20 protein-coding genes are annotated in these 22,715 nt (G+C 75.5%); 11 read left to right on the forward strand and 9 right to left on the reverse strand.

Going from position 1 to position 22,715, the window contains the following annotated elements; genetic code table 11:
- Nucleotides 1–148: 148 nt before the first annotated feature.
- From LIX60_RS01500 to LIX60_RS01515, 4 genes are read left to right on the forward strand one after another with little or no spacing between them, the layout of a single operon-like run.
- Entirely contained in the window at nucleotides 149–868 is a 720-nt protein-coding gene (locus tag LIX60_RS01500; RefSeq protein WP_227956829.1) for a GntR family transcriptional regulator, read from the forward strand.
- A complete protein-coding gene (locus LIX60_RS01505) occupies nucleotides 865–1,653 on the forward strand; it encodes a LamB/YcsF family protein (protein ID WP_227956830.1) in 789 nt (262 codons plus the stop codon). The genes LIX60_RS01500 and LIX60_RS01505 overlap by 4 nt, the downstream gene beginning before the upstream one ends.
- The gene (locus LIX60_RS01510; protein WP_227956831.1) at nucleotides 1,650–2,294 is read left to right on the forward strand and encodes an allophanate hydrolase subunit 1; all 645 of its coding nucleotides are present in this window, start codon (nucleotides 1,650–1,652) and stop codon (nucleotides 2,292–2,294) included. The genes LIX60_RS01505 and LIX60_RS01510 overlap by 4 nt, the downstream gene beginning before the upstream one ends.
- Nucleotides 2,291–3,184: a biotin-dependent carboxyltransferase family protein gene (locus LIX60_RS01515; RefSeq protein ID WP_374117774.1), complete on the forward strand. Its 894-nt coding sequence runs from the start codon at nucleotides 2,291–2,293 to the stop codon at nucleotides 3,182–3,184. Before LIX60_RS01510 ends, LIX60_RS01515 begins: the two co-directional genes overlap by 4 nt.
- 98 nt (nucleotides 3,185–3,282) lie before the next feature.
- Here the strand turns inward: LIX60_RS01515 and LIX60_RS01520 are convergent, their stop codons facing one another.
- On the reverse strand, nucleotides 3,283–4,737 hold the full coding sequence (locus LIX60_RS01520; protein ID WP_227956832.1) for a HEAT repeat domain-containing protein: 1,455 nt from the start codon (nucleotides 4,735–4,737) through the stop codon (nucleotides 3,283–3,285).
- Nucleotides 4,738–5,054: 317 nt separating this feature from the next.
- Here LIX60_RS01520 and LIX60_RS01525 point away from each other — a divergent pair, with 317 nt between their 5' ends.
- Nucleotides 5,055–6,569, forward strand: coding sequence for a PP2C family protein-serine/threonine phosphatase (locus LIX60_RS01525; protein ID WP_227956833.1), 1,515 nt, complete (start codon nucleotides 5,055–5,057; stop codon nucleotides 6,567–6,569).
- A 125-nt stretch (nucleotides 6,570–6,694) separates the two neighbouring features.
- Here LIX60_RS01525 and LIX60_RS01530 read toward each other — a convergent pair whose 3' ends face one another.
- Nucleotides 6,695–8,194, reverse strand: coding sequence for a hypothetical protein (locus LIX60_RS01530; RefSeq protein WP_227956834.1), 1,500 nt, complete (start codon nucleotides 8,192–8,194; stop codon nucleotides 6,695–6,697).
- A gap of 236 nt (nucleotides 8,195–8,430) precedes the next feature.
- On the opposite strand from LIX60_RS01530, the gene LIX60_RS01535 reads away from it, so the two are divergent.
- Nucleotides 8,431–9,567: an aminoglycoside phosphotransferase family protein gene (locus LIX60_RS01535; protein WP_227956835.1), complete on the forward strand. Its 1,137-nt coding sequence runs from the start codon at nucleotides 8,431–8,433 to the stop codon at nucleotides 9,565–9,567.
- 186 nt (nucleotides 9,568–9,753) lie between these two features.
- Here the strand turns inward: LIX60_RS01535 and LIX60_RS01540 are convergent, their stop codons facing one another.
- A complete protein-coding gene (locus tag LIX60_RS01540) occupies nucleotides 9,754–10,596 on the reverse strand; it encodes an ABC transporter permease (protein WP_227956836.1) in 843 nt (280 codons plus the stop codon).
- A gap of 5 nt (nucleotides 10,597–10,601) precedes the next feature.
- Nucleotides 10,602–11,522, reverse strand: coding sequence for an ABC transporter ATP-binding protein (locus LIX60_RS01545; protein ID WP_227956837.1), 921 nt, complete (start codon nucleotides 11,520–11,522; stop codon nucleotides 10,602–10,604).
- 270 nt (nucleotides 11,523–11,792) lie between these two features.
- Here LIX60_RS01545 and LIX60_RS01550 point away from each other — a divergent pair, with 270 nt between their 5' ends.
- Both LIX60_RS01550 and LIX60_RS01555 read left to right on the forward strand, forming a co-directional pair.
- A complete protein-coding gene (locus LIX60_RS01550) occupies nucleotides 11,793–12,908 on the forward strand; it encodes a sensor histidine kinase (protein ID WP_227956838.1) in 1,116 nt (371 codons plus the stop codon).
- Complete coding sequence (locus tag LIX60_RS01555) at nucleotides 12,905–13,585, forward strand: response regulator transcription factor (RefSeq protein WP_227956839.1); 681 nt, start codon at nucleotides 12,905–12,907, stop codon at nucleotides 13,583–13,585. Before LIX60_RS01550 ends, LIX60_RS01555 begins: the two co-directional genes overlap by 4 nt.
- Nucleotides 13,586–13,649: 64 nt before the next feature.
- On the opposite strand, the gene LIX60_RS01560 is transcribed toward LIX60_RS01555, so the two are convergent.
- Together LIX60_RS01560 and LIX60_RS01565 are read right to left on the reverse strand one after the other, a co-directional pair.
- Complete coding sequence (locus LIX60_RS01560) at nucleotides 13,650–16,166, reverse strand: glycoside hydrolase N-terminal domain-containing protein (RefSeq protein WP_374117775.1); 2,517 nt, start codon at nucleotides 16,164–16,166, stop codon at nucleotides 13,650–13,652.
- A 230-nt stretch (nucleotides 16,167–16,396) separates the two neighbouring features.
- Complete coding sequence (locus LIX60_RS01565; RefSeq protein ID WP_227956840.1) at nucleotides 16,397–16,897, reverse strand: hypothetical protein; 501 nt, start codon at nucleotides 16,895–16,897, stop codon at nucleotides 16,397–16,399.
- A gap of 462 nt (nucleotides 16,898–17,359) precedes the next feature.
- On the opposite strand from LIX60_RS01565, the gene LIX60_RS01570 reads away from it, so the two are divergent.
- Nucleotides 17,360–18,037, forward strand: a complete 678-nt coding sequence (locus tag LIX60_RS01570; protein ID WP_374117776.1) for a pyridoxal 5'-phosphate synthase — start codon at nucleotides 17,360–17,362, stop codon at nucleotides 18,035–18,037.
- A 94-nt stretch (nucleotides 18,038–18,131) separates the two neighbouring features.
- Nucleotides 18,132–18,878 (forward strand): leucine-rich repeat domain-containing protein, encoded by a 747-nt coding sequence (locus tag LIX60_RS01575; protein ID WP_227956842.1) that lies wholly within the window; start codon nucleotides 18,132–18,134, stop codon nucleotides 18,876–18,878.
- 140 nt (nucleotides 18,879–19,018) lie between these two features.
- On the opposite strand, the gene LIX60_RS01580 is transcribed toward LIX60_RS01575, so the two are convergent.
- From LIX60_RS01580 to LIX60_RS01590, 3 genes are all read right to left on the reverse strand, one after another.
- On the reverse strand, nucleotides 19,019–19,258 hold the full coding sequence (locus tag LIX60_RS01580; RefSeq protein ID WP_227956843.1) for a DUF397 domain-containing protein: 240 nt from the start codon (nucleotides 19,256–19,258) through the stop codon (nucleotides 19,019–19,021).
- A 197-nt stretch (nucleotides 19,259–19,455) separates the two neighbouring features.
- Nucleotides 19,456–19,995 carry a type 1 glutamine amidotransferase domain-containing protein gene (locus LIX60_RS01585; RefSeq protein WP_227956844.1) on the reverse strand — a complete coding sequence of 180 codons (540 nt, stop codon included), beginning with the start codon at nucleotides 19,993–19,995 and terminating at the stop codon, nucleotides 19,456–19,458.
- A 121-nt stretch (nucleotides 19,996–20,116) separates the two neighbouring features.
- Entirely contained in the window at nucleotides 20,117–20,647 is a 531-nt protein-coding gene (locus tag LIX60_RS01590; protein WP_227956845.1) for a VOC family protein, read from the reverse strand.
- 230 nt (nucleotides 20,648–20,877) lie between these two features.
- Between LIX60_RS01590 and LIX60_RS01595 the strand changes: the two genes are divergently transcribed.
- Nucleotides 20,878–22,680: a serine hydrolase domain-containing protein gene (locus LIX60_RS01595; protein ID WP_227956846.1), complete on the forward strand. Its 1,803-nt coding sequence runs from the start codon at nucleotides 20,878–20,880 to the stop codon at nucleotides 22,678–22,680.
- The last annotated feature ends 35 nt before the right edge of the window (nucleotides 22,681–22,715 follow it).

Here is a 22,715-nt window from a genome sequence, read left to right on the forward strand (position 1 = left end):
CGTCGCCGCACCGCCCCGGCTCCCCGGCCGGCGGGGAGCCGGACCGGTACCGGCTCCGCTTCCGGGGGCCGGGACCGACCGGCCGGAGCGGCCGCGGATACTGTTGTTCAACAATCCACGCCGTGTTCCGCTCGCCCACGGGGGGCCCATGGACCGCACCAACGCGCAGGCCGCGTCCGCCGCCGATCCCTTCGCGCCGCTCGCTGCCGACCGCGACCGGCTCGGACGCGGCAGCACGGCGCAGCGCGTCGCCGACGTCCTGCGCGACCGGATAGCCGAGGGGACGCTGCCGCCCGGCACCCGGCTCTCCGAGGAGGCGCTCGGTGCCGCGCTCGGCGTCTCCCGCAACACGCTGCGCGAGGCGTTCCGGCTGCTGGCGCACGGCCGCCTGGTCGTGCACGAGGTGAACCGGGGAGTCCGGGTGCGGGTGCTGAGCCGTGCGGACGTCCTGGACATCTTCACCGTCCGGCGGGCCCTGGAGCTGGCCGGGCTGCGCGCCGCGCCGGAGGCCCGCCCGAGTCAGCTGAGCGCTCTGGCGCAGGCGGTGGCCGGGGGCGAGGCCGCCGCGCGGGCCGGTGACTGGCGGGCGGTCTCCACGGCCGATCTGCGGTTCCACCGGGCGCTGGGCGGGCTGGCCGGCAGCCCCCGGATCGACGAGTACCTGAGCCGCGTCCTCGCCGAACTGCGCCCCGCGCTGCTGGCGCTGCCCCGGGCCCGCTGGCTGAACGAGCCGCCGCCGGTCCGGAACCGGCGCTTGACGGATCTCCTGGAACGCGGTGCGCTGCACGTGGCCGAAGCGGAGCTGGAGAGCTCCCTCGCCGACTCCCGGCAGATGCTTCTGGACACGATGGGGAAGGCCGCCACATGACCGCTTCCGCGCCTCCGTCCGCACCCGTCATCGACCTCAACGCCGACCTCGGCGAGGGGTTCGGCCGCTGGAGCCTGACCGACGACGACGCCCTGCTGTCGGTCGTCACCAGCGCCAATGTGGCCTGTGGTTTCCACGCGGGCGACCCGTCCACAATGCGCCGGGTGTGCGAGCTCGCCGCCGAGCGGGGGGTGCGGATCGGCGCCCAGGTCGCGTACCGGGATCTGGCGGGCTTCGGCCGCCGCGCCATGGACGTGCCGCGCCGGGAGCTCGCCGACGAGGTCGCCTACCAGATCGGGGCGCTGGACGTCTTCGCGCGCGCCGCCGGTTCGCGCGTCGCCTATGTCAAGCCGCACGGCGCGCTGTTCAACCGGACGGTGCACGACGAGGAGCAGGCCGCCGCGGTCGTCGAGGGAACCGTGCTCGCGGCGGGAGGCCGTCCGCTGCCCGTCCTCGGGCTGCCGGGTTCGCGGCTGCTGGCGGCGGCGGAGGGCGCGGGCCTGCCCGCGGTCGCGGAGGCGTTCGCCGACCGCGCCTACTCCACGGACGGCACGCTGGTGCCGCGGGGCCGGCCGGGTGCCGTCGTCGAGGACCCGGAGGAGGTCGTGGCGCGCTCCCTGCTGATGGCCGTGGACCACCGGGTGGCGACCGCCGAGGGCGAGAAGATCACCGTGCGGGCCCGCTCCCTGTGCCTGCACGGCGACACCCCCGGGGCCGCCGCGCTCGCCCTGCTGGTCCGGGAGGCGCTGGCCGCCGACGGGGTGGCGCTGGAGCCCTTCGCATGAGGGTCCTGCGGGTGGGGCGGCACGCTCTGCTGGTGGAGCCCGGCAGCCCCGAGGCGGCGAGCGCGCTCCACGCCGAGCTCGTGCGGCGCCGTGAGACGGGAGAGCTGCCCCCGGTGCGCGAGATCGTGCCGGCCGCGCACACCGTGCTGATCGACGGCCTGGACGACCCGCGGGCCCTCGCCTCCGAACTGGCCGGGTGGGAGGTGCCCCCGCAGTCCGCCGGGGCGGGGCGCACGGTCCGACTCCCGGTCCGGTACGACGGCCCGGACCTGGCGGAGGTGGCGGAGCGCTGGGGCGTCCGCCCCGAGGAGGTCCCGGAGATCGTCGGCGGGGTGCGCTTCCGGGTGGCGTTCTGCGGTTTCGCCCCGGGGTTCGGCTATCTGACCGGGCTGCCGGAGCGCTACCGGCTGCCGCGCCGCCCGACGCCCCGGACATCCGTACCGGCGGGCTCGCTGGCTCTCGCCGGGGAGTACGCCGGGGTGTACCCGCGCTCCTCGCCGGGCGGCTGGCAGCTGATCGGCAGCACCGGCGAGGTGCTGTGGGACCCGGCCCGCGAACCGGCCGCGCTGCTCGCCCCGGGCACGGAGGTCCGTTTCGTCGCCGCCGACGGCCCGGCGGCCGTGCGGGACGGTCTGCGGTGAGCGCCGTCCGTGCGTCAACGGACGTGCCCGGACCGGCGGTCCGGGCCGAGCGGCCGGGCGCGCTGACGACCGTCCAGGACCTGGGGCGCACCGGCCACGCCCATCTGGGGGTGCCCCGGTCCGGCGCGCTGGACCTCCCCGCGCACCGGCTGGCCAACCGTCTCGTCGGCAATCCCCCGGAGGCCGCGACGCTGGAGACCACCGTGAGCGGTGCCGCGCTGCGCGTACGGACGCCGGTCACCGCCGCTGTCACGGGCGCGCCCTGTGCGGTGAGGGTCGACGGCCGGCCCGCTCCCTGGGGTGCGCCGGTGCGGCTGCCGGCGGGCGCGGTCCTGGACGTCGGTCCGGCGGCCGGCGGGCTCCGCTCGTACATCGCCTTCGCGGGCGGGGTCGCGGCCGCACCCGTGCTGGGCAGCCGCTCCGCCGATCTGCTCTCCGGACTGGGCCCTCCCCCGCTGGCCGCCGGTGACGAACTCCCGCTCGGGACGCCGCACGGGCCGCCGCCCCCGGTGGACGCGGTGCCCTGCCCGGGTCCGCCCGCCGAGCTGGTGCTGCCGGTGCTGCCGGGCCCGCGCCACGACTGGTTCGCGCCGGACGCGCTGCGCTGCCTGGCACGCGCCCGGTACGCGGTGTCGCCCGCGAGCAACCGGATCGGGCTGCGCACCGACGGGCCGCCGCTGCGGCGCTCCCGGGCGGGTGAACTCCCCAGTGAGGGCATGGTGGTCGGCGCGGTGCAGGTGCCGCCGGACGGCCGTCCGGTCGTCTTCCTCGCCGACCATCCCGTGACCGGCGGCTACCCGGTGATCGGTGTCGTCCCCGAGGAGCGCCTCTGGGCGGCGGCGCAGGCTCCCCCGGGCACGCCGCTGCGCTTCGTGCCGGTCAGCCGCTGACCGCCGGGCGGGGGCCCCGGTGCGGGGCTCACGCGTGCGGCGCCCGGGGCCCGCCCGGCCGGAGCGGCCTCGCCCGCCGGCAGGCCGTGCCGCCCCGCTCACACCCCGCCGGGGGCGAGTCCCGCGTCGGGGCCGATGCGGCTGCGGACGGCCGTCTGGACCTCGGCCTCCTCGGCGGGATCGCTGGCCAGCCGGCGCAGCTGCTCGACGACCCGGGTGTCTCCGATGGCGGCGTGCCGGGCGGCCAGTTCGCGGGTGGACTCCTCGCAGTCCCAGAGGCATTCGACGGCGAAGCCCGCCGCGAAGGAGGGATCGGTGGCGGCGAGGGCGCGGGCGGCCCGGCCGCGGAGCTGGGAGGAGGAGGTCTCGCGGTAGATGTGCCGGAGGACGGGGGCGGCGCTGTCGATCCGCAGCCGGCCGGTGCCGTCCACGAGGGTCCACAGGTCACGGGCGTCGGCTCCACCGCTCCGCACCGTGCGGCGGAGCGCGGCCAGGACGAGGCCGGCGTCCCGCACGCCGCCGCGGCAGGCGAGCATCCCGGCCGCGGCGTTGCCGACGGCGTCGTCGCGGTGCGCCCAGGCGCGGGCGCGTTCGAGGGCGGCGATGCTCCGCATCCGCTCGAAGGAGGCGAGGGCGGTCTCGGCGACGAGCCCGGACGGGCCGGAGGCGGAGGAGTCCGAGGCGGCGAGGTCCAGCAGATCGAGGACGCCGGGGTCCTGCCGGTCGGCGAGATGGCGCAGCGCGGCGCTGCGGGCGGCCTCGGGGCCGTTGCGGGCGGCTTCGAGGAGCAGCGGGCGGTCCTCGGGGCCGGCCACGGCGGCGAGACAGCGGGCGGCGGCCTCGTGCCGCGGCTGCTCCGGCTCCTCCTCGTAGGAGCGCTGGGCCCACTCCAGGATCTCCGGGACGCTCCAGCCGGGGCTGGGTCCGGCGGGCCTGAGCTGGCGCTGCCAGCGGTCGAAGGAGCCCTGTTCCCGCGCGGCGCGGACGCGGGCGGCGACGTCCGGGCCGGCGGCGCCGTCCGCCCACAGCCGCCAGGCCCGGGGTTCCCAGGCGTCGCGCACGGCGGCGGTGAGGGCGGCGTCGCCCTCCGGGCCGGCCGGGAAGCGGGCGAGGACGGGCGCGCCCAGGGAGCGGAGCACGGAGTCGTCGGCGCGCAGGGCGAGTTCGTCCAGCGCCCACGGCCAGTTGGTGCCGGCGGCGGTGTAGCGGCGCAGGAGGTCCACGGCGTCGGTGCGGCCGTAGCCGGCGAGGTGGCCGAGGAAGGAGAGGGCGAGGCCGGTGCGTTCCTCGGCGGTGTCCATCACGTCGTCGGCGTCGAAGAGGTGCTGTTCGATCGCGTCGAGGCCGCCGTCGAGCGCGAGGTGGAGGCGCGCGTAATAGAGGGAGCGGTTCTCCAGCTGCCAGTCGTGACGGGGGTCACGCACCACGCAGTGGTGCAGTGCGGCGAGCGCCTCGCCCCGGGGGGCCGCGAGGGCGTGCAGGGTCCCGTCGCCGCGGCCTCGCTGCAGGAGGCCGAGCAGGGTGCCGCTGGGCGCTATGTCTGGATCGAACATGAGGTCAGCATCCGGTGCGGGAGGGTCGCTGGCAACGGGATATTTCCGCTGACCGGCATTCTTGCCGGTGACCGCGGCCCCCATGCCCGGCGGGGAGAGGGTATTCCGGGTCCCGAACGCCGCACCCTACCCGGACGCGGCCGTTCCGCCGAGCCGGGCCGGGAACACCGCCGCGGACCGGCGTCATATGCCGTCCGCACCACCGGGTCGGGTATCGCCGAATCTCTTACGGACCGTCGCTCCCTGTGCAACAGTCGTAACCGGCCCTCCCGGCAGATCCCCGACCTGTCCGTGCCGCGCCTGTATCGGAGTCCCTCATGCCGTCCCATGTGTCCGCGGAGCACCCGGCCGCCCAGCCGCCCGAGCCGGGCACGGTCGAATCCCTGATCTCCCAGGCCATGCGCCTGCGCGGAGAAGTCGACGCCGTACGGCGCACCACGACCGCCGAACCGGAGGACGCGCGGCTGCGCTGGCAGCGCGCGCTCTGCGAACTCGCCGTCCACCACCTGGACGATCTGGGCCGCCGGCTGGGACAGCTGCGCGACGGCCCGGCCGCCGAGCCCGCCGGCGCGGCCGTCTCCGCCGGGGCGGCGGCCGGCCGTGTGCCGCTGCCTGCCGCGCCGCCCGAGGCGCCGGCCCGCCGCCCGGCCGGCCGGGCGGGCAGCGCGGAGTGGAACCTCCTCACCGACGAGGCCGACTGGTCCGGCGAGCTGTACGGGCTCTTCGCCCGCTCCCCGCAGGAGGGCCCGCTCTCCCTGGACGAGCTGCCCTCCTGGCTCGTCGAGGAGGACCAGCCGCTGCTGACGGCGATCGTCACGGACTGCCTGGTGGACGGCCGCCCGATCGACGGCGAGTTCCGCATCGTCCGCGCCGACGGCGTCGTGCGCACGGTCCACATGACGGGACAGCCCGTCCTCGACACCGACGGCCGCACGGCCTCCATGTGGGCCGTCCTCCGCGACGTCACCGAACTGCGCCGCAGCGAGCGGGAGGTCCGCGACAGCCATGAGGCGCTGCTGCGCCGGCGGCAGATCGCGCGCACCGAGCACCGGATCGCGGTGGAGCTGCAGGAGGCCGTGCTGCCGCCCTGGCGCGAGACCCTGCGGTTCCCGCCGGCCACGGGCGGCGGGCCGGATCTCGCCGCCCACTACCTCCCCTCGGCCACCAGCGCCCTGATCGGCGGCGACTGGTACGACGCCCTGCAACTCCAGGACGGCGGCGTGCTGTTGAGCGTGGGGGACCTCACGGGCCACGGTGTCGCCGCCACCTCCGGCATGGCCATGCTGCTCGGCGCCCTGCGCGGGATGGCGCTCGCCGGGACGGAGCCGGGCGCGCTGATGGAGCGGCTCAACCAGCTGCTGGACACCGCGGCCCAGCCGGCCCTCGGCAGCGCGCTGTGCTGCCGGTACGACCCGGCCGGCCGGGCCCTGGAGTGGGCACAGGCCGGCCATCCGGCTCCGCTCCTCTTCCGCGGCGGCACCGGGCGCGCCCTCCCCCGGCCGGAGGGCGTGCTCCTCGGCGCCACGAGCGGAGCCGCCTACGGGCAGGCACGGGAGCCCCTGGAGCCCGGCGATGTGGTCGTCCTCCACACCGACGGACTCGCCCGGCGGGCCGCCGGCCTGTCCGACTCGCCCGACGGCGAACCCGGCGGCGCCCGGCGCCTGCTGGAGCTGGCGCCCCGGTTCTGCGCGGCGCGCAGCGCACGGGAGTGCGTCCGCGTCGTGGTCGAGGAGTTCGGCGGCACGGAGCGTGAGGACGACGCCTGCGTCCTGGTCGCCCGGATCGGCGGCGGGGAAGCGGAGCGGCGGGAGCCGTTCCGGGACGTGCCGTAACGCCGGAACTCCGCGCGGCCGGCGGCCGGTTCGCCGACGGGCCGGCACGCCGGCGCCCCGTGGGACCCGGCGGGTCACCGGGCCCGTGCCGCGCGCCCCCTCGGGCGCCGGACGGGAGAGGTCGGCTACACGCCCGTCACCCGTCCCCCGGCCCCGCGCGCGGAGGCACGGGACGACGGCGCCTTGGGCAGGGCCGCCTGGATCTCCGCGCGCAGGTCGTCGACCGTGGAGTGCCCGGCGTACTGCCCCGTCAGCCGGTACATCTCCCGGAGCCGGTCCCACGTCCGGTGCGAGGAGGTCTCCCCGATGCTGACCAGCGCCAACCGGGCGTAGCGGTCGGCCTGTTCCGGGTCGTCGGCGATGAAGCACGCCGAGGCGAGCGAGATGTAGTCGAAGATCTGCGAGCGCTGGTGGCCCTTGCCGCGAAGCCGCAGCGCCTCCTTGGCGTGACGTTTGGCGATGACGGCGGCCGACGGGTCGTGTTCGGCGAGGGTGCGGAACGCCAGGGCCTGCATGCCGTGCAGGTCGGCCTCGTCGAACATCTGCATCCAGCTGGGCGGCGGTACGTCGCCCCGGTCGGAGGCGAACAGGTCCTCGGCGCGGCCGAGGGTGCGGCGCATCGCCTGCCCGCGGCCCAGCGAGGCCTGGGCCCACGCCTCGATCGTGCAGAGCATGGCGCGGGTGCGCGGCAGGGTCTCCTCCCCGGAACCGGAGGCGGCGAGTTTCATCAGGTCCAGGGCCTCGTCGGGGCGGCCGAGGTGGACCATCTGCCGGGCGGCGCGGGACAGCGCCTCCCCGGCCCGCGGCCGGTCACCGCCCTCGCGGGCGGCGTGCGCCGCGATGACGAAGTACTTCTGCGCGGTCGGCTCCAGGCCGACGTCGTGGGACATCCAGCCGGCGAGCACCGCGAGATTGGCCGCGACGCCCCACAGCCGGCGCTGGAGGTGCTCCGGGTGGCGGTAGGCGAGTATGCCGCCCACCTCGTTGAGCTGGCCGACCACGGCCTTGCGTTGCAGCCCGCCGCCGCGGGCCGCGTCCCAGGCGCGGAACACCTCGACCGAGCGCTCCAGCGCCTCGACCTCCTGTGTTCCGACGGGGGCCGCGTCGAACCGGTCGAAGTCGGCCATTCCGGCGGTCGCCGGGCTGCCGGTGCGGGGCCCGGGGAGGGCGCCCGCGGGGTCGGTGTCCAGCCAGTCGCGCATGGCGACGGCGAGTGCTGATCCTGTGGTGAGCGCGGCGCCCGCGCCCACCAAGCCGCGTCGGTTGAGCATGAGGTCCATTCCCGTGAATTCGGTGAGAACCTCGGCGGTCCGCTCGGGCGCCCAGGGGAGTCCGTCGTCGGACTGCCGCGTCCTCCCCGCACGCCCGCGCCGGCCGAGTCCGAGGTCCTCGATGGTCACGACACGGCCGAGACGCTCGGTGAACAGGGTCGCCAGCACCTTCGGCACGGGATCGCGCGGCACCTCGCCGGTGTCGATCCAGCGCCGCACCCGCGAGGTGTCGGTCGCCAGCTGGGGGTGGCCCATGGCCGCCGCCTGCCGGTTGACCAGCCTCGCGAGCTCGCCCTTGGACCAGCCGGTGAGGCCGAACAGGTCCGCGAGTCGGGTGTTGGGTTCCTTGGTCACGTCAAGCCCCCAGGTTCCTCGGCTGCCTCGACATTAACGGCCTGTCAGGGGGGTGCGGAGTATTCGCCAGGCTTCGCCAGGGTCCGCCAGGTGGTGTGCCACCCGCGCCCGGGTGTCGGGTAGGAACCGCGCCACCCGTCCCGGTGACCGGACCGCATTTCCCCAGGGTGCGGAGCCCGGCCCCCGGGCGGGCGGCGCAGGCATGCCGTCGGCCCACGAAGGGATCCGTTCCGCCCATGTACGCAGCGCCGTCCTCCGTGTCCGCCCCGCCTCCGCCGTACCGGCCGCAGGCAGGTGGTGGCAGGCCGTACGCCGCCGGTGCCGTACCGGCAGGGCCGGCCCTGCCGGCCGTCGGGCGGCCGCAGCGCGCGGTGGGCCGGGGCGGCCAGACCCTCAGCGGGAGGATCGACTTGTCCGGCCCTCAGGGCACCCAGCTGCGCACCGCCATCGCGGCGGTGCACCGCGTCTGCCCGGAGTTCCATCCGGTGCAGGTGCTCCGCCGCAGCGGGCGCTCGGTGCTGATCGTCGGCACCACGGGCCGTGCCACGGCGGTGGCGAAGTGCCTGCTGGACCACTCCCCCGACCGGTCGGAGCGGGCCCGGCAGGAGATAGCGGCGTACCGGGCGTTCGTCCGGCACCGCCCGCCCGTGCGGGTGCCCCGGCTGGTCGCGGCGGACCCGGACAACGGCACGCTGGTCGTGGAGCGGATGGCGGGGCGGCCGGCGGCTCTGCAGCGGCATCCGGTGGAGGGCCCGCCGCGTACCGACATCAAGACGGTGCTCCAGGCGGTCTGCCGGGTCAACCAGTGGCGGCCGCCGGCCGGGCTGTTCGGCGTGCCCCTGGACTACGCGGGCCGGCTGAACCGGTACCACGAACTGGGCCTGCTCACCGACCGGGACACCAGCGACCTGCAGAAGCTGCTGCACGGCCTGGCGCAGTCGGGCAGCCGGCAGGGACAGGGGCAGGGGCAGTTCTGCCACGGCGACGCGCTGCTCTCCAACGTCCTGCTCTCCCCGGCCGGCCCGGTGCTGCTCGACTGGGACCATGCCGGCTGGTACCTCCCCGGCTACGACCTGGCGACGCTGTGGGCGGTCCTCGGCGAGGCGCCCGCCGCCCGCCGCCGGATCAGCCGGCTGGCGCAGGCGGCCGGCCCGGCCGCGCGGGACGCCTTCCTCGTCAATCTGATGCTGGTGCTCACCCGGGAGATCCGCACCTGCGAGACCACCGTGCAGCGCATGATGCGCGAGCCCGCCCCGGTCCTGCCCGGGGCCACGGGCTCCCCCGGTGAGGCGCAGCGGCTGCTGCTGCGGCGTCTCCACGACGACTGCGGAATGGCCCGGCGGGCGGTACGGGCAGCGGTGGGCACCCGCTGAGGGGCGCCGTACGGGGCGCGCCCCCCGGGGGCGGGGCGCGCCCCGTACGGTGGGGGCCGGGCGCTTCCCGCAGGGCGCGACGCGGTGCCGTCCAGGCGCGGTACGGCTTCCCCGCGCCCCGGTGCCACAGGTCACCCCACGGCCCGCGAAGCCTGTTGCCCGCCGTCGGCCCCCCTGGGCCGCAGTTCACTGGTCGCGGCGGTGCACGGCGGCGACGGCGAGGACGACAGCGGCGAGTGCCCAGGCCGCGTAGACGGTCCAGGCCCCGCTCACCGTCCAGGGGTACGGCCCGTGGGGGAAGCCCTGCACGGCGACCAGGCGGCTCCAGGCGCCGAGGGGCAGCGCGTGGTCGAGGACGGCTGTCCAGTGGCGGTTCTCCTGGACGGCCGCGGGCAGCAGCAGAAGCACCGCGAAGCATGCGACCGGGGTGGCGGCGCCATGCCGGATGAGAGCGCCGAGCGCCAGGCCGGTGAGCGCGGCCACCGGGGCCAGCAGCGCGGAGGCCGCGACGACCCGCAGCGCGCCCGGGTGGCCGAGCGAGACCCCGGCGTCCCGGCCGCCCAGGATCGCCTGCGTCAGCAGGAACGAGGCCCCCGCTACGACCGCTCCGAACACGGTGGTCACCACCGCCACGACGCACACCTTCGCCGCCATGAGTGAACGGCGGGCCGGGACCGCTGCGAAGGTCGTGCGGATCAATCCGGTGCCGTACTCGCCGGTGATCGCGGCGGCCCCGATGGCGCCGGTGACGAGGAGCATCACCAGGGCGGCGTTGGCGGTGAAGGCGTCCAGCAGCGGCATGCCGTCGGCCACGAAGCCGGCGCGGCTGCCCGGCTCGGACGCGTCCCAGTAGCGGTAGCGGTCCCAGGCGGCGCCCACGTTGAACGCCATGACGGCCGTCGCGCCCGCGAGCAGGCTCCAGGGGGCCGAGCGGAGCGACCACAGCTTGAGCCACTCGGCGGCCAGGAGGTCGCGGAACCGGGCAGGGGGCTCCGTCCCCGCCGTCCCGGCCAGGGCTGTCCTTGTCACTGTCCTCACCGTCGGCACCGGCCCTCCCCCGCGGGGTATTCGACACTGCCGGCGGTGAGTTCCATGAAGGCGTCCTCCAGCGAAGCGGTGCGGGTGGCCAGTTGGCTCAGCGGGATGCGGTTGCGGCAGGCGATCCCGCCGATCCGCTCCGCGGTCATACCGGTCACGGCGAGCAGGTCCCCGTCCTCCGGGTGTACGGCGGCTCCCGCCGCGGTCAGCAGCGCGCTCAGCCCGCCGGGGTCCGGGGTCCGTACGGCCACGCCCGTGCGGGTGCCGCGGGCCGCGAACTCCCGCAGGCTCTCCGCCGCGATCAGCTCACCCCGGCCGATGACGATCAGTTCGTCGGCGGTGTGTTCCATCTCGGACATCAGATGACTGGAGACGAAGACGGCGCGGCCTTCGGCGGCCAGCTTGCGGAACAGTCCCCGCACCCACTTCACACCTTCCGGGTCGAGCCCGTTGAGCGGTTCGTCGAACAGCAGGACCGGCGGGTCGCCGAGCAGCGCGGCGGCCATCCCGAGCCGCTGCCGCATGCCGAGGGAGAATCCGCCGACGCGGCGCCGCGCCGCGCCGGCCAGTCCGACCTCCTCCAGCACCTCGTCCACCCGGCGGCGCGCCATGCCGTTGCTCCGGGCGAGAACGGCCAGATGCGCCGACGCGCTGCGGCCGCCGTGCACATCGCCCGCGTCCAGCAGCGCGCCGGCATGGCGCAGCCCGCGCGGGTGTTCGCGGAAGGTCCGGCCGCCGACGGTCACGGTGCCGCCGGTCGGCTCGTGCAGGCCCAGGACCATCCGGAGTGTCGTGCTCTTCCCGGCGCCGTTGGGGCCGAGGAACCCGGTGATCCGTCCCGGTCTCACCGTGAAACTCAGGTTGCGCACGGCGGTCGTCCGGCCGTACCGCTTGGTCAGTTCATTGGCTTCGATCACCTTGCCCACGGTGCCGGGGCGTGCCCGCGCCTGTCGTCGGGCCCCCGGGGGCAATCTCCGCGGGGACGCCGACCACGGATGTACGACCCAGGTCCGACGACCGGCCGGTACCGTGTCGTTACCATCGCCCGCATGCCGGCTTCACTGTCCCGCGCCGCCCGTACCCGGACGTCGCCCTCCGTCGTCGTCCGGAGGTGGGGACGCCTACCGCCCGGTGCATGGGTGGCCCTCACCTGGTGCGTGGGGACGGCTTTCGCGTTCCTTTCCCGCGTGCGGCTGCCCGGGGAGGCGCAACCCACCGTCCACCCAGGGGTGTATCTCTACCGCTGGGACGGCCTGACGGTGATGGCACTGGCCAGTGCCGCGACGCTGGCCGGGGCCGGTCTGCTGCGCCGCCGTCCCGCGGCGGCGCTCGCGCTGATGCTCGCGGGGGCCGCCATCGCGTCCACGGCACTGAGCGTGGGAGAGATCCCCCTGGCACAGTTCCTCGCGGTCGATGTCGCCCTGTACGCCATCGCTGCGACCCGGCCGCGCCGGACCGGAATCGCGGCCACCGTCACGGCGCTCGGCGTACTGGCCGGCTACCTTGCCACCCGCTTGTCGTTCGGATGGCCGGTGGGCACCTCGGTGGAGCTGTCCGTGGCTCTGACGGCCGTTGTGGCCTGGCTGCTCGGCGACGCGGCGCGCCGGTCCCGGGAACACGCCGAACAGTCGCGCGCCCAGGCCGCCCAGCAGGCCGTCACCGCCGAACGGCTCCGCATCGCCCGGGAGTTGCACGACATGGTCGCGCACAGCATCGGTGTCATCGCTCTCCAGGCCGGCGCGGCGAGCCGGGTCATGGAGACCCGGCCGACGGTCGCGCGGGAGGCGCTGGCCGCCATCGAGACCTCCGGCCGGGAGACGCTGTCGGGGCTGCGCCGGATGCTCGGGGTCCTCCGGCAGCCCGAGTCCGTTGAGCCGGGCGCGCCGACGCGGGTGCCGCCGACCGGTCCCGGTCTGGGGCTGGCGGACATCGGCCGGCTGGCCGCGGCCACGACGGCGGCCGGGGTCCGCGTGGACGTGGAGTGGCGCGGCGAACCGTGTCCGCTGCCTCCGGAGCTCGACCGGTCCGCCTACCGCATCATCCAGGAGGCGGTGACCAACGTGGTCCGCCACGCCGGCACCGGCTCGTGCCGGGTGGCCGTCGACCACGCGCCCGACCAGCTGTCCATCCAGGTCACCGACGAAGGGTGCGGCCGGCCCGGGGAGGCGGGCGGCCCCGGCTCGGGGCTGGCCGGGATGCGTGAGCGGGTCCGGCTGCTGGACGGCGAGTTCGCCGCCGGGCCGCGCCCCGGCGGCGGTTTCCGGGTGGCGGTCCGGCTGCCCGTACCGGCGGGGGCGCGGTGACGGTCCGCGTCGTGCTCGCCGACGACCAGCCGCTCGTCCGCGCGGCGCTGCGGGCGGTCCTCGCCGATGCCCCGGGTCTGGAGGTGGCCGGTGAGGCGGGCACCGGCGCCGAGGCGGTCCGGCTGGCGGCGGAACTCCGCCCGGATGTCGTGGTGATGGACATCCGCATGCCCGGTATGGACGGCATCGAGGCCACCCGGCTGATCACTTCGGACCCAGGTGGCGCCCATGTCATCGTGCTGACCACCTTCGACGACGACGAATACCTCTACGGGGCGCTGCGCGCCGGCGCGTCGGGCTTTCTCGTCAAGGACATGGCCCTGGAGGACATCCTCGCGGGGATCCGTGCCGTCGCCGCCGGGGACGGCCTGATCGCCCCGGGTGTCACCCGCCGGCTGATCAAGGAATTCGCGGGCCGCCCCGAGCCCGCCCCCGCCTCCGGGGCCGGCGGCGGGTTCGTGCCGCCCGCGCTCGGGAGCATCACCGCACGGGAGCGCGAGGTGCTGGCGCTCATCGGCAGCGGTCTGTCCAACGGGGAGGTCGCGGAGCACCTGGTCATCAGCGGGGCGACCGTCAAGACCTATGTGACCCGGTTGCTCTCCAAGCTCGGCGCCCGCGACCGGGTCCAACTCGTGATCATCGCCTATGAGACGGGGCTGGTGGGGACGGGCCGCTGAGGGGTACGGGCGGGGGTGGCGGGGCGCGGCCGCCGCCGATCGGGTGCCCGCCCGGGAGGCCGCTTCACCGCGCGGTGATGACGTACCGGTGTCCGGCGCGGGCCCGCAGCAGAATGGCCCCGTCATCCCCCTTCCGGGTTTCCGCCGTCCGGCCCCCGGTCGACTCCTCGACGGCGTACGGCCCTTCGAGCAGGCCGCCGCGGAGTCGGAGCTTCCCGGTGTGCCCGGTGGCGAGGACGGCCGTGTGCGCTCGGCCGCCGGACCAGGCCAGGTCCACCGTGACGTCGCCGCGGGCGCGGAGGCCGTGGACGGAGCCCTCCGGCCAGGCGGCGGGGAGTGCGGGCAGGAGTTCGATCTCGCCGTGATGGCTCTGCAGCAGCATCTCGGCGATTCCGGCCGTGGCCCCGAGGTTGCCGTCGAGCTGGAACGGCGGGTGGGTGTCGAGGAGGTTGGGGAGGGTCGATTCCCGCAGTTGCCCGGCGAGCAGGGCGTGGGCCCGGTCGCCGTCGTGGAGCCGGGCCCAGAAGTTGATCTTCCAGGCCCTGCTCCAGCCGGTGCCGCCGTCGCCACGCGCCCCGAGTGACGTCCCGGCCGCCGCCGCCCACCGACTGCCCGGGCTGATCTGCCGCCCGGGGTGGAGGGCGAAGAGGTGGGAGACGTGCCGGTGGCGGTCCTCCGGGTCGTCCAGGTCCTCCTTCCACTCCTGGAGCTGGCCCCAGGAGCCGGTGCGCAGGCCGGGGCCGAGGCGGTCGAGGGCCCGCCGCACGCCGTCCCGGAAGTCCGGGTCGTCGCCGAGGACGCGGGCGGCCTCAAGGGTGTTGGACAGCAGGTCGTGGACGATCTGCTGGGCCATCGCGGTGCCCGCGGTGAACCGGCCGTGCTCCGGCGAGTACGCGGGGGAGACGACGAGCGTGCCGTCGGAGGGGTCCGTGCGGAGCTGGTGCAGCCAGAAGACGGCGGCCTCCTTGAGCGGAGGGTAGGCGGTGTCACGGAGGTAGCCGGTGTCGAGGGAATAGCGGTACCGGTCGTGGAGGAGCTGCGTGAGCCAGGCGGCGGCCTCGGGGAACCAGAAGGCGGTGGGCCAGTCGTGGACGCCCGTGAAGCCGTACGGATTGGTCTCGTTGTGCACCACCCAGCCCGGTGAGCCGAACATCTCCCGGGCCGTGATCCGGCCGGGGGCGAGCAGGGCCGTCACGAAGCGGTCGTACGGCTCGGCGGTCTCGGACAGATGGGTGGAGTGAGCGGGCCAGTAGGCCATCTGGAGATTGATGTTGGTGTGGTAGTCGGCCGCCCAGGGCGGTGCCGTGCTGTCGTTCCAGACCCCCTGGAGGTTGGCGGGCAGCGAGCCGGGGCGGGAGGAGGCGATCAGCAGATAGCGGCCGTACTGGAAGGCGAGCGCCTCCAGCGCACGGTCGGCGGCCGCGGCGTCGCTGCGGACGGCTCCGTCCGCGTCGGTGATCCCCGCCGCGCCGGCGGTCCCGTCCGCGCCGGGGCCCTGGCCGGTCCTGGCGGCCGCCGTCCCGCCCGCGTAGTCCCGGAGCAGACGGTCCGTCGGTATGTCGGCCGGCAGCCGGCCGCCGAGGTCGAGCCGTACCCGGTCGAACAACCGCCGGTGGTCGGCCGTGTGTTCGGCGAGCAGGTCGCGCGGGCCGCGGCGTACCGCCCGGTCGACGGCGGTGGTCACCCGCGGGTGCGGATCGTCACCCCGGTAGTGCGGGTGGATGTCCGCGTAGCCGGTGCCGGCGGCGAGGACGAACCAGGCGCTGTCGGCGCCCTCGACGGAGACCCGCCCGTCGTCGCCGTCACGGCGGGTGCCGCCGTCCGCGATCACCTGCAGCTGGGCCTCGAACAGCAGGCCGTTGTCGTGGAGGGTGCCGCGTACGGTGATCCGTCCGCCGGCGGCGGTGACGGTGACGTCCCGGTCGTCCTCGGGTGTGGTGACGCGCAGGGTGAAGCCGGTGCTCCCCGGCCGGTCCGCGCCGAGCCGTCCGACGAGCACACCGGCCGGGTGGGAGGCGAAGAACGCGCGCCGGTGGGTGACCCCCCGGTCGTCGGTGTGGCGGACGGTGGCCAGGGCGGTGCGGAGGCCGAGTGCGCGCCGGTAGCGGACGGGGGCGCCGTGCGCCTCGGGCGGCAGGTCGAGCCAGAGGTCGCCGAAGGGCTGGTACGCACCGTAGCCCCGGCGGGGACGGCCGAGAAGCGCCGCCGCCTCCTCCGGGTCGAGGGACCCGGACGCGTCGATCCGGCGCCGGGCCTCCTCCAGTGCTCCGGGGCGCGGGGCGGGCCAGTTGCCGTGGTCGTATCCGGCGGCGGAGCCGGGGCCGCCGGTCCACAGCGTCTTCTCGTTGAACTGGAGCCGCTCGGTCGGGACGGTTCCGAAGACCATCGCCCCGAGCGCGCCATTGCCGATGGGCAGGGCCTCCCGCTCCCAGTCGGCGGCGGGTCGGTCGTACCGGAGGACGGGGTCCCCGGCGCCTTCCCGGGGACCGGAGCCGGACATGCCGTGCCCGGACGTGCCGTGCCCGGGCGGGCCGCCGGGGGCGGAGGGGGGCTCCTGCGACCGGTGCGCGCCTGGTGACATGCCGCGTCACGCTAGAGGTCCGTGCGGTACGTGACAACAAGGCGTGGAGCGCGGGGGCGGGCGGGCCGTCCCCGCGCCGCCCGGCGTCACCGGCCGGATGCCTCCGCCGCGGACCGGCCGCCGCGCTCACTTCCGGGCACGGCCGCACCGCGTCCGCGAACTGTGTCCGGCCGCGGACTTCCCCGCGGGGAACCGCGGATCCCGGGGAGAGCCGGCGGAGTGCCGCGGGCTCAGGCCGTCTGGAACATCTCCGCGGGCAGCGGCTTGAGGAGGCGGTAGAGATCGTCCGTGATGGGCCGGTCCCAGCTCGCGATGGTGACGAGCACGCCGTCGCTGCGGTCGAACTGGGCGCAGGAGATCCGGCTTTCGGAGAATTTCAGCCGGCGCACGATGAGGAGGTTGTCCTCGTGCATCACCGGGGTGTCCTCGGTCTCCGTCACCCGCACGGGCTCGTCGTTGTCCAGCGCTTCGAGGAGCTGGGCCACCTCGAAGGGCACCTCGTCCTCCCCGGTCTCCCGGGCCGGGGAGCCCTCCGGCAGGTTGCCGATGATCATCGCCGGGCCGCGGCCGCCGAACAGGTCGTAGCGGAGGAAGACACCCTGGCAGCTTCCGTCCGGCGCGGGAAGCAGCCCGGCACCGAGATTGCCCGGCCAGTCACCGGGATCCATCGCGAGGACGTCGAAGTCCGGTCCGGTGGGCGTGGCTGCGCTGCGGCGGCGGAGGAAGGACATGCGGCCATGGTACGGGGCCGCCGTTCACCCGGGCGCGGGCGGCCGGGCCGGACGACGCGCACCGTGATCGGGTGCGGCGGCCGGGCGACCGGCCCCGGACACGGCGTCCGCGGGCCGCCCGGGCCGCCGCCCCGGTGCGCTCTATCCGCCCGAACGGGTGATGCGCGGCCGGGCGGCGCGGGGGCGGCAGTCCGGGCGACCGGGCCACCGGGCGGGACCAGGGCCGGGTCGCAGGCGGACGGCGGCCCGGAAGGGCGCGTGTCGCCCGCCGCGCGCCCCGTACCAGGGGATCCGGCCACCGGCTCCCGGGCCCGGAACCCCGGACCCCGGCCCCGGCCTCGGCCTCGGCGTCGGCCTCGGCGTCGGCGTCGGCCTCCGGGCAGCCGGTACGGCCGGGAGGGGCACGGCTCACCCTCCGGCGCCGCTCCCGGGCCGGGCGGCTAGGGTCCGTGTCCGTCCACCATGACCGGGAGGAGACCCGTGACGACGACAGACCTTCGGCAACTCCTGCGCGGGCTGGGGGTGTTCGAGGGCGAACTGCCCCGCTTCGACCCCGCGGGCACACCACCGGCACCGCACGAGCTGTTCACCGGCTGGCTGCTGGAGGCCATCCGCGCCGGCGTCCCCGAACCGCACGCCATGACGCTCTCGACGGCCGGCGCGGACGGTGTTCCGTCGGCCCGGGTGCTGATCCTCAAGAACGTCGACGCGGCGGGCTGGCAGTTCGCCGCGCACGCGCGCAGCCCCAAGGGCCGGGAGCTGGCGGAACGGCCGTACGCGGCGCTGACCTTCTACTGGCAGCCGCAGGCGCGGCAGGTCCGGGTGCGGGGCCCGGTGGTGGCGGAGTCCCCCGAACGGAGCGCCGCGGACTTCCGCGCGCGGGGCGCGGGCGCCCGCGCGGAGGCCCTGCTCGGCCGGCAGAGCGAGCCGCTGGATTCGCCGGCGGCCCGCGATACCGCCGTGAGGGACTCGCTGGCACGGCTGGAGCGCGAACCGGACCTGGCGTCCCCGGAATGGACGCTGTACACCGTGCACGCCGAGGCGGTGGAGTTCTGGCAGGGCGACCGGGACCGCCGCCACACCCGGCTCAACTACCGCCGGGAGGCGGACGGCTGGCGGAAGGAGCTGCTGTGGCCCTGACCGGATCCGCGGTGGCCGGACCGGCCGCGCCCGAACAGCGCCCGGCCCCCGTCACCACCGGACACGAACACGTCTCCGTGCCGACGGCCGGCCCATGGCCGTAGCGGAGCCGGCCGGTCGGGGCACGGAGTCGCTGCACCTGTGGAATCGCGGACTCGGCACCGTTCCGGAGGAGGTCTGGGACCGTACGGGGCTGCGCGTCCTGGTCCTCGCCGGCAACGGGCTGACCGAGCTGTCTCCCCGGATCGCGGGACTGCGCCGGCTGCACACCCTGGATCTCGGGCACAACGCCCTCACGGCCGTCCCGGAGGAGATCGGCGGGCTGACCGGCCTGACCCGCTTCCTGTATCTCCACGACAACCGGCTGACAGCGCTTCCCCGTTCGCTGACCCGGCTGACCGCACTGCGCTACCTCAATGCCGGCGAGAACCCTCTCACCGCCCTGCCACCGGACCTCGGCGTCATGACGGGCCTGGTCGAACTGCGCGCACAGCACGGCGCGCTGACGACGCTGCCCGAGTCCGCCGGGGAACTGCGGAATCTGCGCGAGCTCTGGCTGCGCGGAAACCGGATCACCGAACTACCCGGCACCCTGGGCGCGTTGGCGGAACTGCGCGAACTCGACCTGCGCGGGAACCGCCTCACGGGTCTCCCCGACGGCATGGCGGGGCTGCCGCTGCTGCGCCGGCTCGATCTGCGGGCCAATCCGCTGCGCCGGCTGCCGGAGTGGCTCACCGGGCTGCCGTCCCTGGAGAAGCTCGACCTGCGCTGGACCGGCGTCGACGAGGACGGCCCGGTGGTACGGGAGCTCGCCCGGCGGGGCTGCGCGGTACTGCTCTGAGCCACCGCCCCCGCCGGGGCGGCCCGGCGGGCGGACGCCCGGCCCGGACGGCGCCGCTCCGGCCCGCCCCGGCTCCGTCGTCTCCCGTTTCCCGCGCCTCCCGTTTCCGTCGCCTCCCGTTTCCGTCGCCTCCGCCGCTCTCAGCCGAGGTCGAACTCGCCGTCGCGGGCGCCCAGGACGAAGGCGCGCCACTCCCCCGGGGTGAAGACCAGGGCCGGGCCCTCGGTGTTCCGGCGGTCGCGCATCGCGACGAAGCCCTCGACGAAGGCGACCTGGACATCGCCTCTCCCCTGGCCGCTGGACTGCCAGACCGCGTTGTCGAGATCGAGCTGCGGCTTCCCGTGCTCCGTGCCCGCCCGCCGTGTGGGAGTGTCCGCCATGCCCCTGCTCCTCCCGGTCCGTTTCACCCGGTCAGCCTAACGACGGCGGGCGGCGCCGGACAGGGCCCGGCGGGCCCGCGGCGGTGGAGGAGACAGCGGCGCCGGGCCGCCCACGGGGGCAGCCCGGCGCGAGGCCTGCAATGCGGCGCATGCGGCGGCCACCGCCCGCACGGTGTACGGGTGGTGGCAGCCGCCGGTCAGCCCGCCTTGCCGAATTCGTCGGTGATCGCTTCGCCGAACGCCTTGAGGTCGTCCGGCTTGCGGCTGGTGATCAGCTTGTTGGGGCCGGCGGAGCAGACCTTGAGCTGTTCGTCGACCCAGGTGCCGCCGGCGTTCTCGATGTCCGTCTTCAGGCTCGGCCAGGAGGTGAGGGTGCGTCCGCGCACCACTCCGGCCTCGACCAGGGTCCACGGTCCGTGGCAGATCGCCGCGACCGGCTTGCCCGCGTCGAAGAAGCTCTTGGCGAAGGCCACGGCCTTCCGGTCGAGCCGCAGGAAGTCGGGGTTGGCGACACCCCCCGGCAGGACCAGGCCGGCGTAGTCGTCGGCGGAGGCATCGGACACGGTCTTGTCCACGGGGAAGGTGTCCGCCTTGTCCAGGTGGTTGAACGCCTGGATCTCACCGGAGGAGGTGGAGACCAGCTCCGGTGTCCAGCCGGCGTCCTTCACCGCCTGCCACGGCTCCGTCAGCTCGATCTGTTCGACACCCTCCGTGGCCACGAGGAAGGCAACCTTCACGTTTCCCACGTCCTCTCGAACTCTTGCGTCGCTTGCCCGGTGCACTCGCCGCGTACCCGGGCGTATCCGGGCGAAACAGCCGGAGGGAGAGGGCGGGAGGGAGGGCGCGGCCGACGGGTGCTCAGACCGTGCCGGAGCCCGTGACCGGCCTGCCGTCGAAGATGCCGAGGCGTTCGCGGTAGAGCTCGATCGGCACGCCGTTGGGGTCGCGGAAGTACAGGCTCTCCTCGACGCCGCGGTCGGGACCCGCGTACTCCACGTTCTCCCGGTCCAGCGCCGCACGGGCGGCGGCGAACTGCTCGTCGCCCACGGAGAGGGCGAGGTGCTGGATGCCGCCGACGGTCTCGGTGGCCGGCGGGTGCTCGTGGCCGGGGAAGTCGAAGAAGCCCAGCAGATTCCCGTGGCCGAGGTCGAAGAAGAAGTGCGTGGAGCCGCGGTAGTCGCGGTTCTCCACGATCTCGACGAGCGGGAAGCCCAGGAGCTCCTGGTGGAAGCGGATGGTCTCCTCGACATCGCGGCAGATGAAGGCCACGTGGTGGATCCCGCGCACCGTGGTCGGCGGCCGGTCGCCGGGCTCGCGCAGCCAGCGTTTCCGCAAGCGCTCGCGGCGGTCTCGGACGGCTTGGAGTTCAGCGCCCTCCGGTTGCGGCATACCGCTTCTCCTCTCGCCCCGGGGTCGCGGCGGTGGACCCCGTCACCGCCAGTATGCGGGCGGGGGCCGCTTCCGCGCCCCGGGTTCCCGGCGGCCGTACGGAGGAAACGGGTGGCGTCCGGAGGGGCGCGGGTGCCGTCCGGCCCGGCGGGGTTGACAGTGACATGAACACGGGAAGAAAGTTTCAGCTGGTGGCCGACCGTCCGGAAATTTTCTCCAGAGGAGCTGCGATGGCGGACGACACGGTGGACGGCGGCACGGGGGACGGCGGACTCTCCCGGCGCCGGTTCGCGGGCGGCGCGCTGTCGCTCGGCGGGGCGCTGTTACTGGCCTCCGCGCCGGCCCAGGCCGCGCCCCTCCTCTCCGGCAGCGGCCGCGCCCCCGTCCTGCGCCGGGGCTCCGCCCGGCAGGCGGGGCTGCTCCGGCCGCACCTCGACCGGCTGATGGAGGACGCCCGCGGCTTCCTCGGCCCGTCCCCCGAGCACCCCTGGTACGCCGGCGCCGTGGTCCTCGCCGGACGCGGCCGGACGGTCGCCCTGCACGAGCCGATCGGCTACGCGGTCCGCTACGCGGCGTACGACGAGGAGTCCGACAGCGGGGTGGAGTTCCCCCCGGACGAGCGGATCCCGATGTCCGCCGGCACCGTCTTCGACCTGGCGTCCCTCTCCAAGCTGTTCACCTCGGTCCTCGCGGTGCGGCAGATGGAGCGCGGGGCGCTGGAGCCGGCGGCGCCCGTCGCCTCGTATCTCCCGGCCTTCGCCGGCGGCGGCAAGGAGGAGATGACCGTACGGCAGCTCCTCACGCACACCTCCGGTCTCCGGCCCTGGATCCCCCTGTACCGGGAGCCCACCCGGGAGGGGAAGCTCCAACTCCTCTGGGACGAAAGGCCGGTGAGCCCGCCCGGCACCGCCTACGCCTACTCCGACCTCAACCTCATCTCCCTCCAGCTCGTTCTGGAGGAGATCACCGGCCGGCCGCTGGACGCCCTGCTGCGGCGGGACGTCACCGGGCCGCTGGGCATGCGCCGCACCCGCTACAACCCTCCCGCCTCCTGGCGTCCGCGGATCGCCGCGACGGAGGACGCCCGGGCGCCGTGGAGCGGCCTGGACCGCGGGCTGGTCTGGGGCGAGGTGCACGACGAGAACGCCTGGTCGCTCGGCGGTGTCGCCGGGCACGCGGGGGTGTTCTCCTGCGCCTGGGACCTGGCCGTGCTGTGCCGCACCCTGCTGAACGGCGGCGCGTACGGCGACGTCCGCATCCTGGAGCGGGAGTCGGTCGAGCTGATGTTCACCGACTACAACACCGGCTTCCCCGGCGACGAGCACGGCCTGGGCTTTGAGCTCTACCAGCACTGGTACATGGGCGCGATGGCCACCCCGCGCAGCGCCGGGCACACCGGCTTCACCGGCACCTCCCTCGTGCTCGACCCGGTGTCCGACTCCTTCCTCGTCCTGCTGGGCAACTCCGTCCACCCGGTGCGCACCTGGCGCTCCGGCAGCGCGCCGAGGGTGGCGGCGGCGACACATCTGGCGCGGGCCGTGCCGGTCCGTCCGGACGAGGGCCGCACGGCCTGGTTCACCGGCATGGAGAACGGCGCGACGACCACCCTCACCCTGCCGGAGCTGACCCTCACCGGAACCGCGCCCCGGCTCGTCTTCTCCCTGTGGTGGGACACCGAGCCGAACGCCGACCGGCTGCGTCTGGAGGCCTCGGCGGACGGCGGGGAGAGCTGGCGGCCGGTGCCGTTCACCACCGAGGGGCCCGGGGACGCGGCCCCGGCGGAGCATCCGGAGGGCACGGTCGGCGGCTGGTCGGGACGGGTCTGGCACCGGGCGTCCGCCGGCCTGGCGCAGTGGCGCGGCGGCCCCGTGCGGCTGCGCTGGCGCTGCGAGACGGACGTCCGGTACGTCGGGCGGGGTGTCTACGCGGACGGGATCCGGGTGACGGACGGCCGCCGCACCGTCTTCGACGGCTCCCGCCGGGCCGACGCGGAGCGCATCGAGGCGGTGGGCTGGGCGCCGTCGGCGGACTGAACCACCGCTGCGGGGAATCCGGTTGCGGGGGTTTC

The sequence above is a fragment of the Streptomyces sp. S07_1.15 genome (assembly GCF_020739505.1).
Classification (GTDB): Bacteria; Actinomycetota; Actinomycetes; order Streptomycetales; family Streptomycetaceae; genus Streptomyces; species Streptomyces xinghaiensis.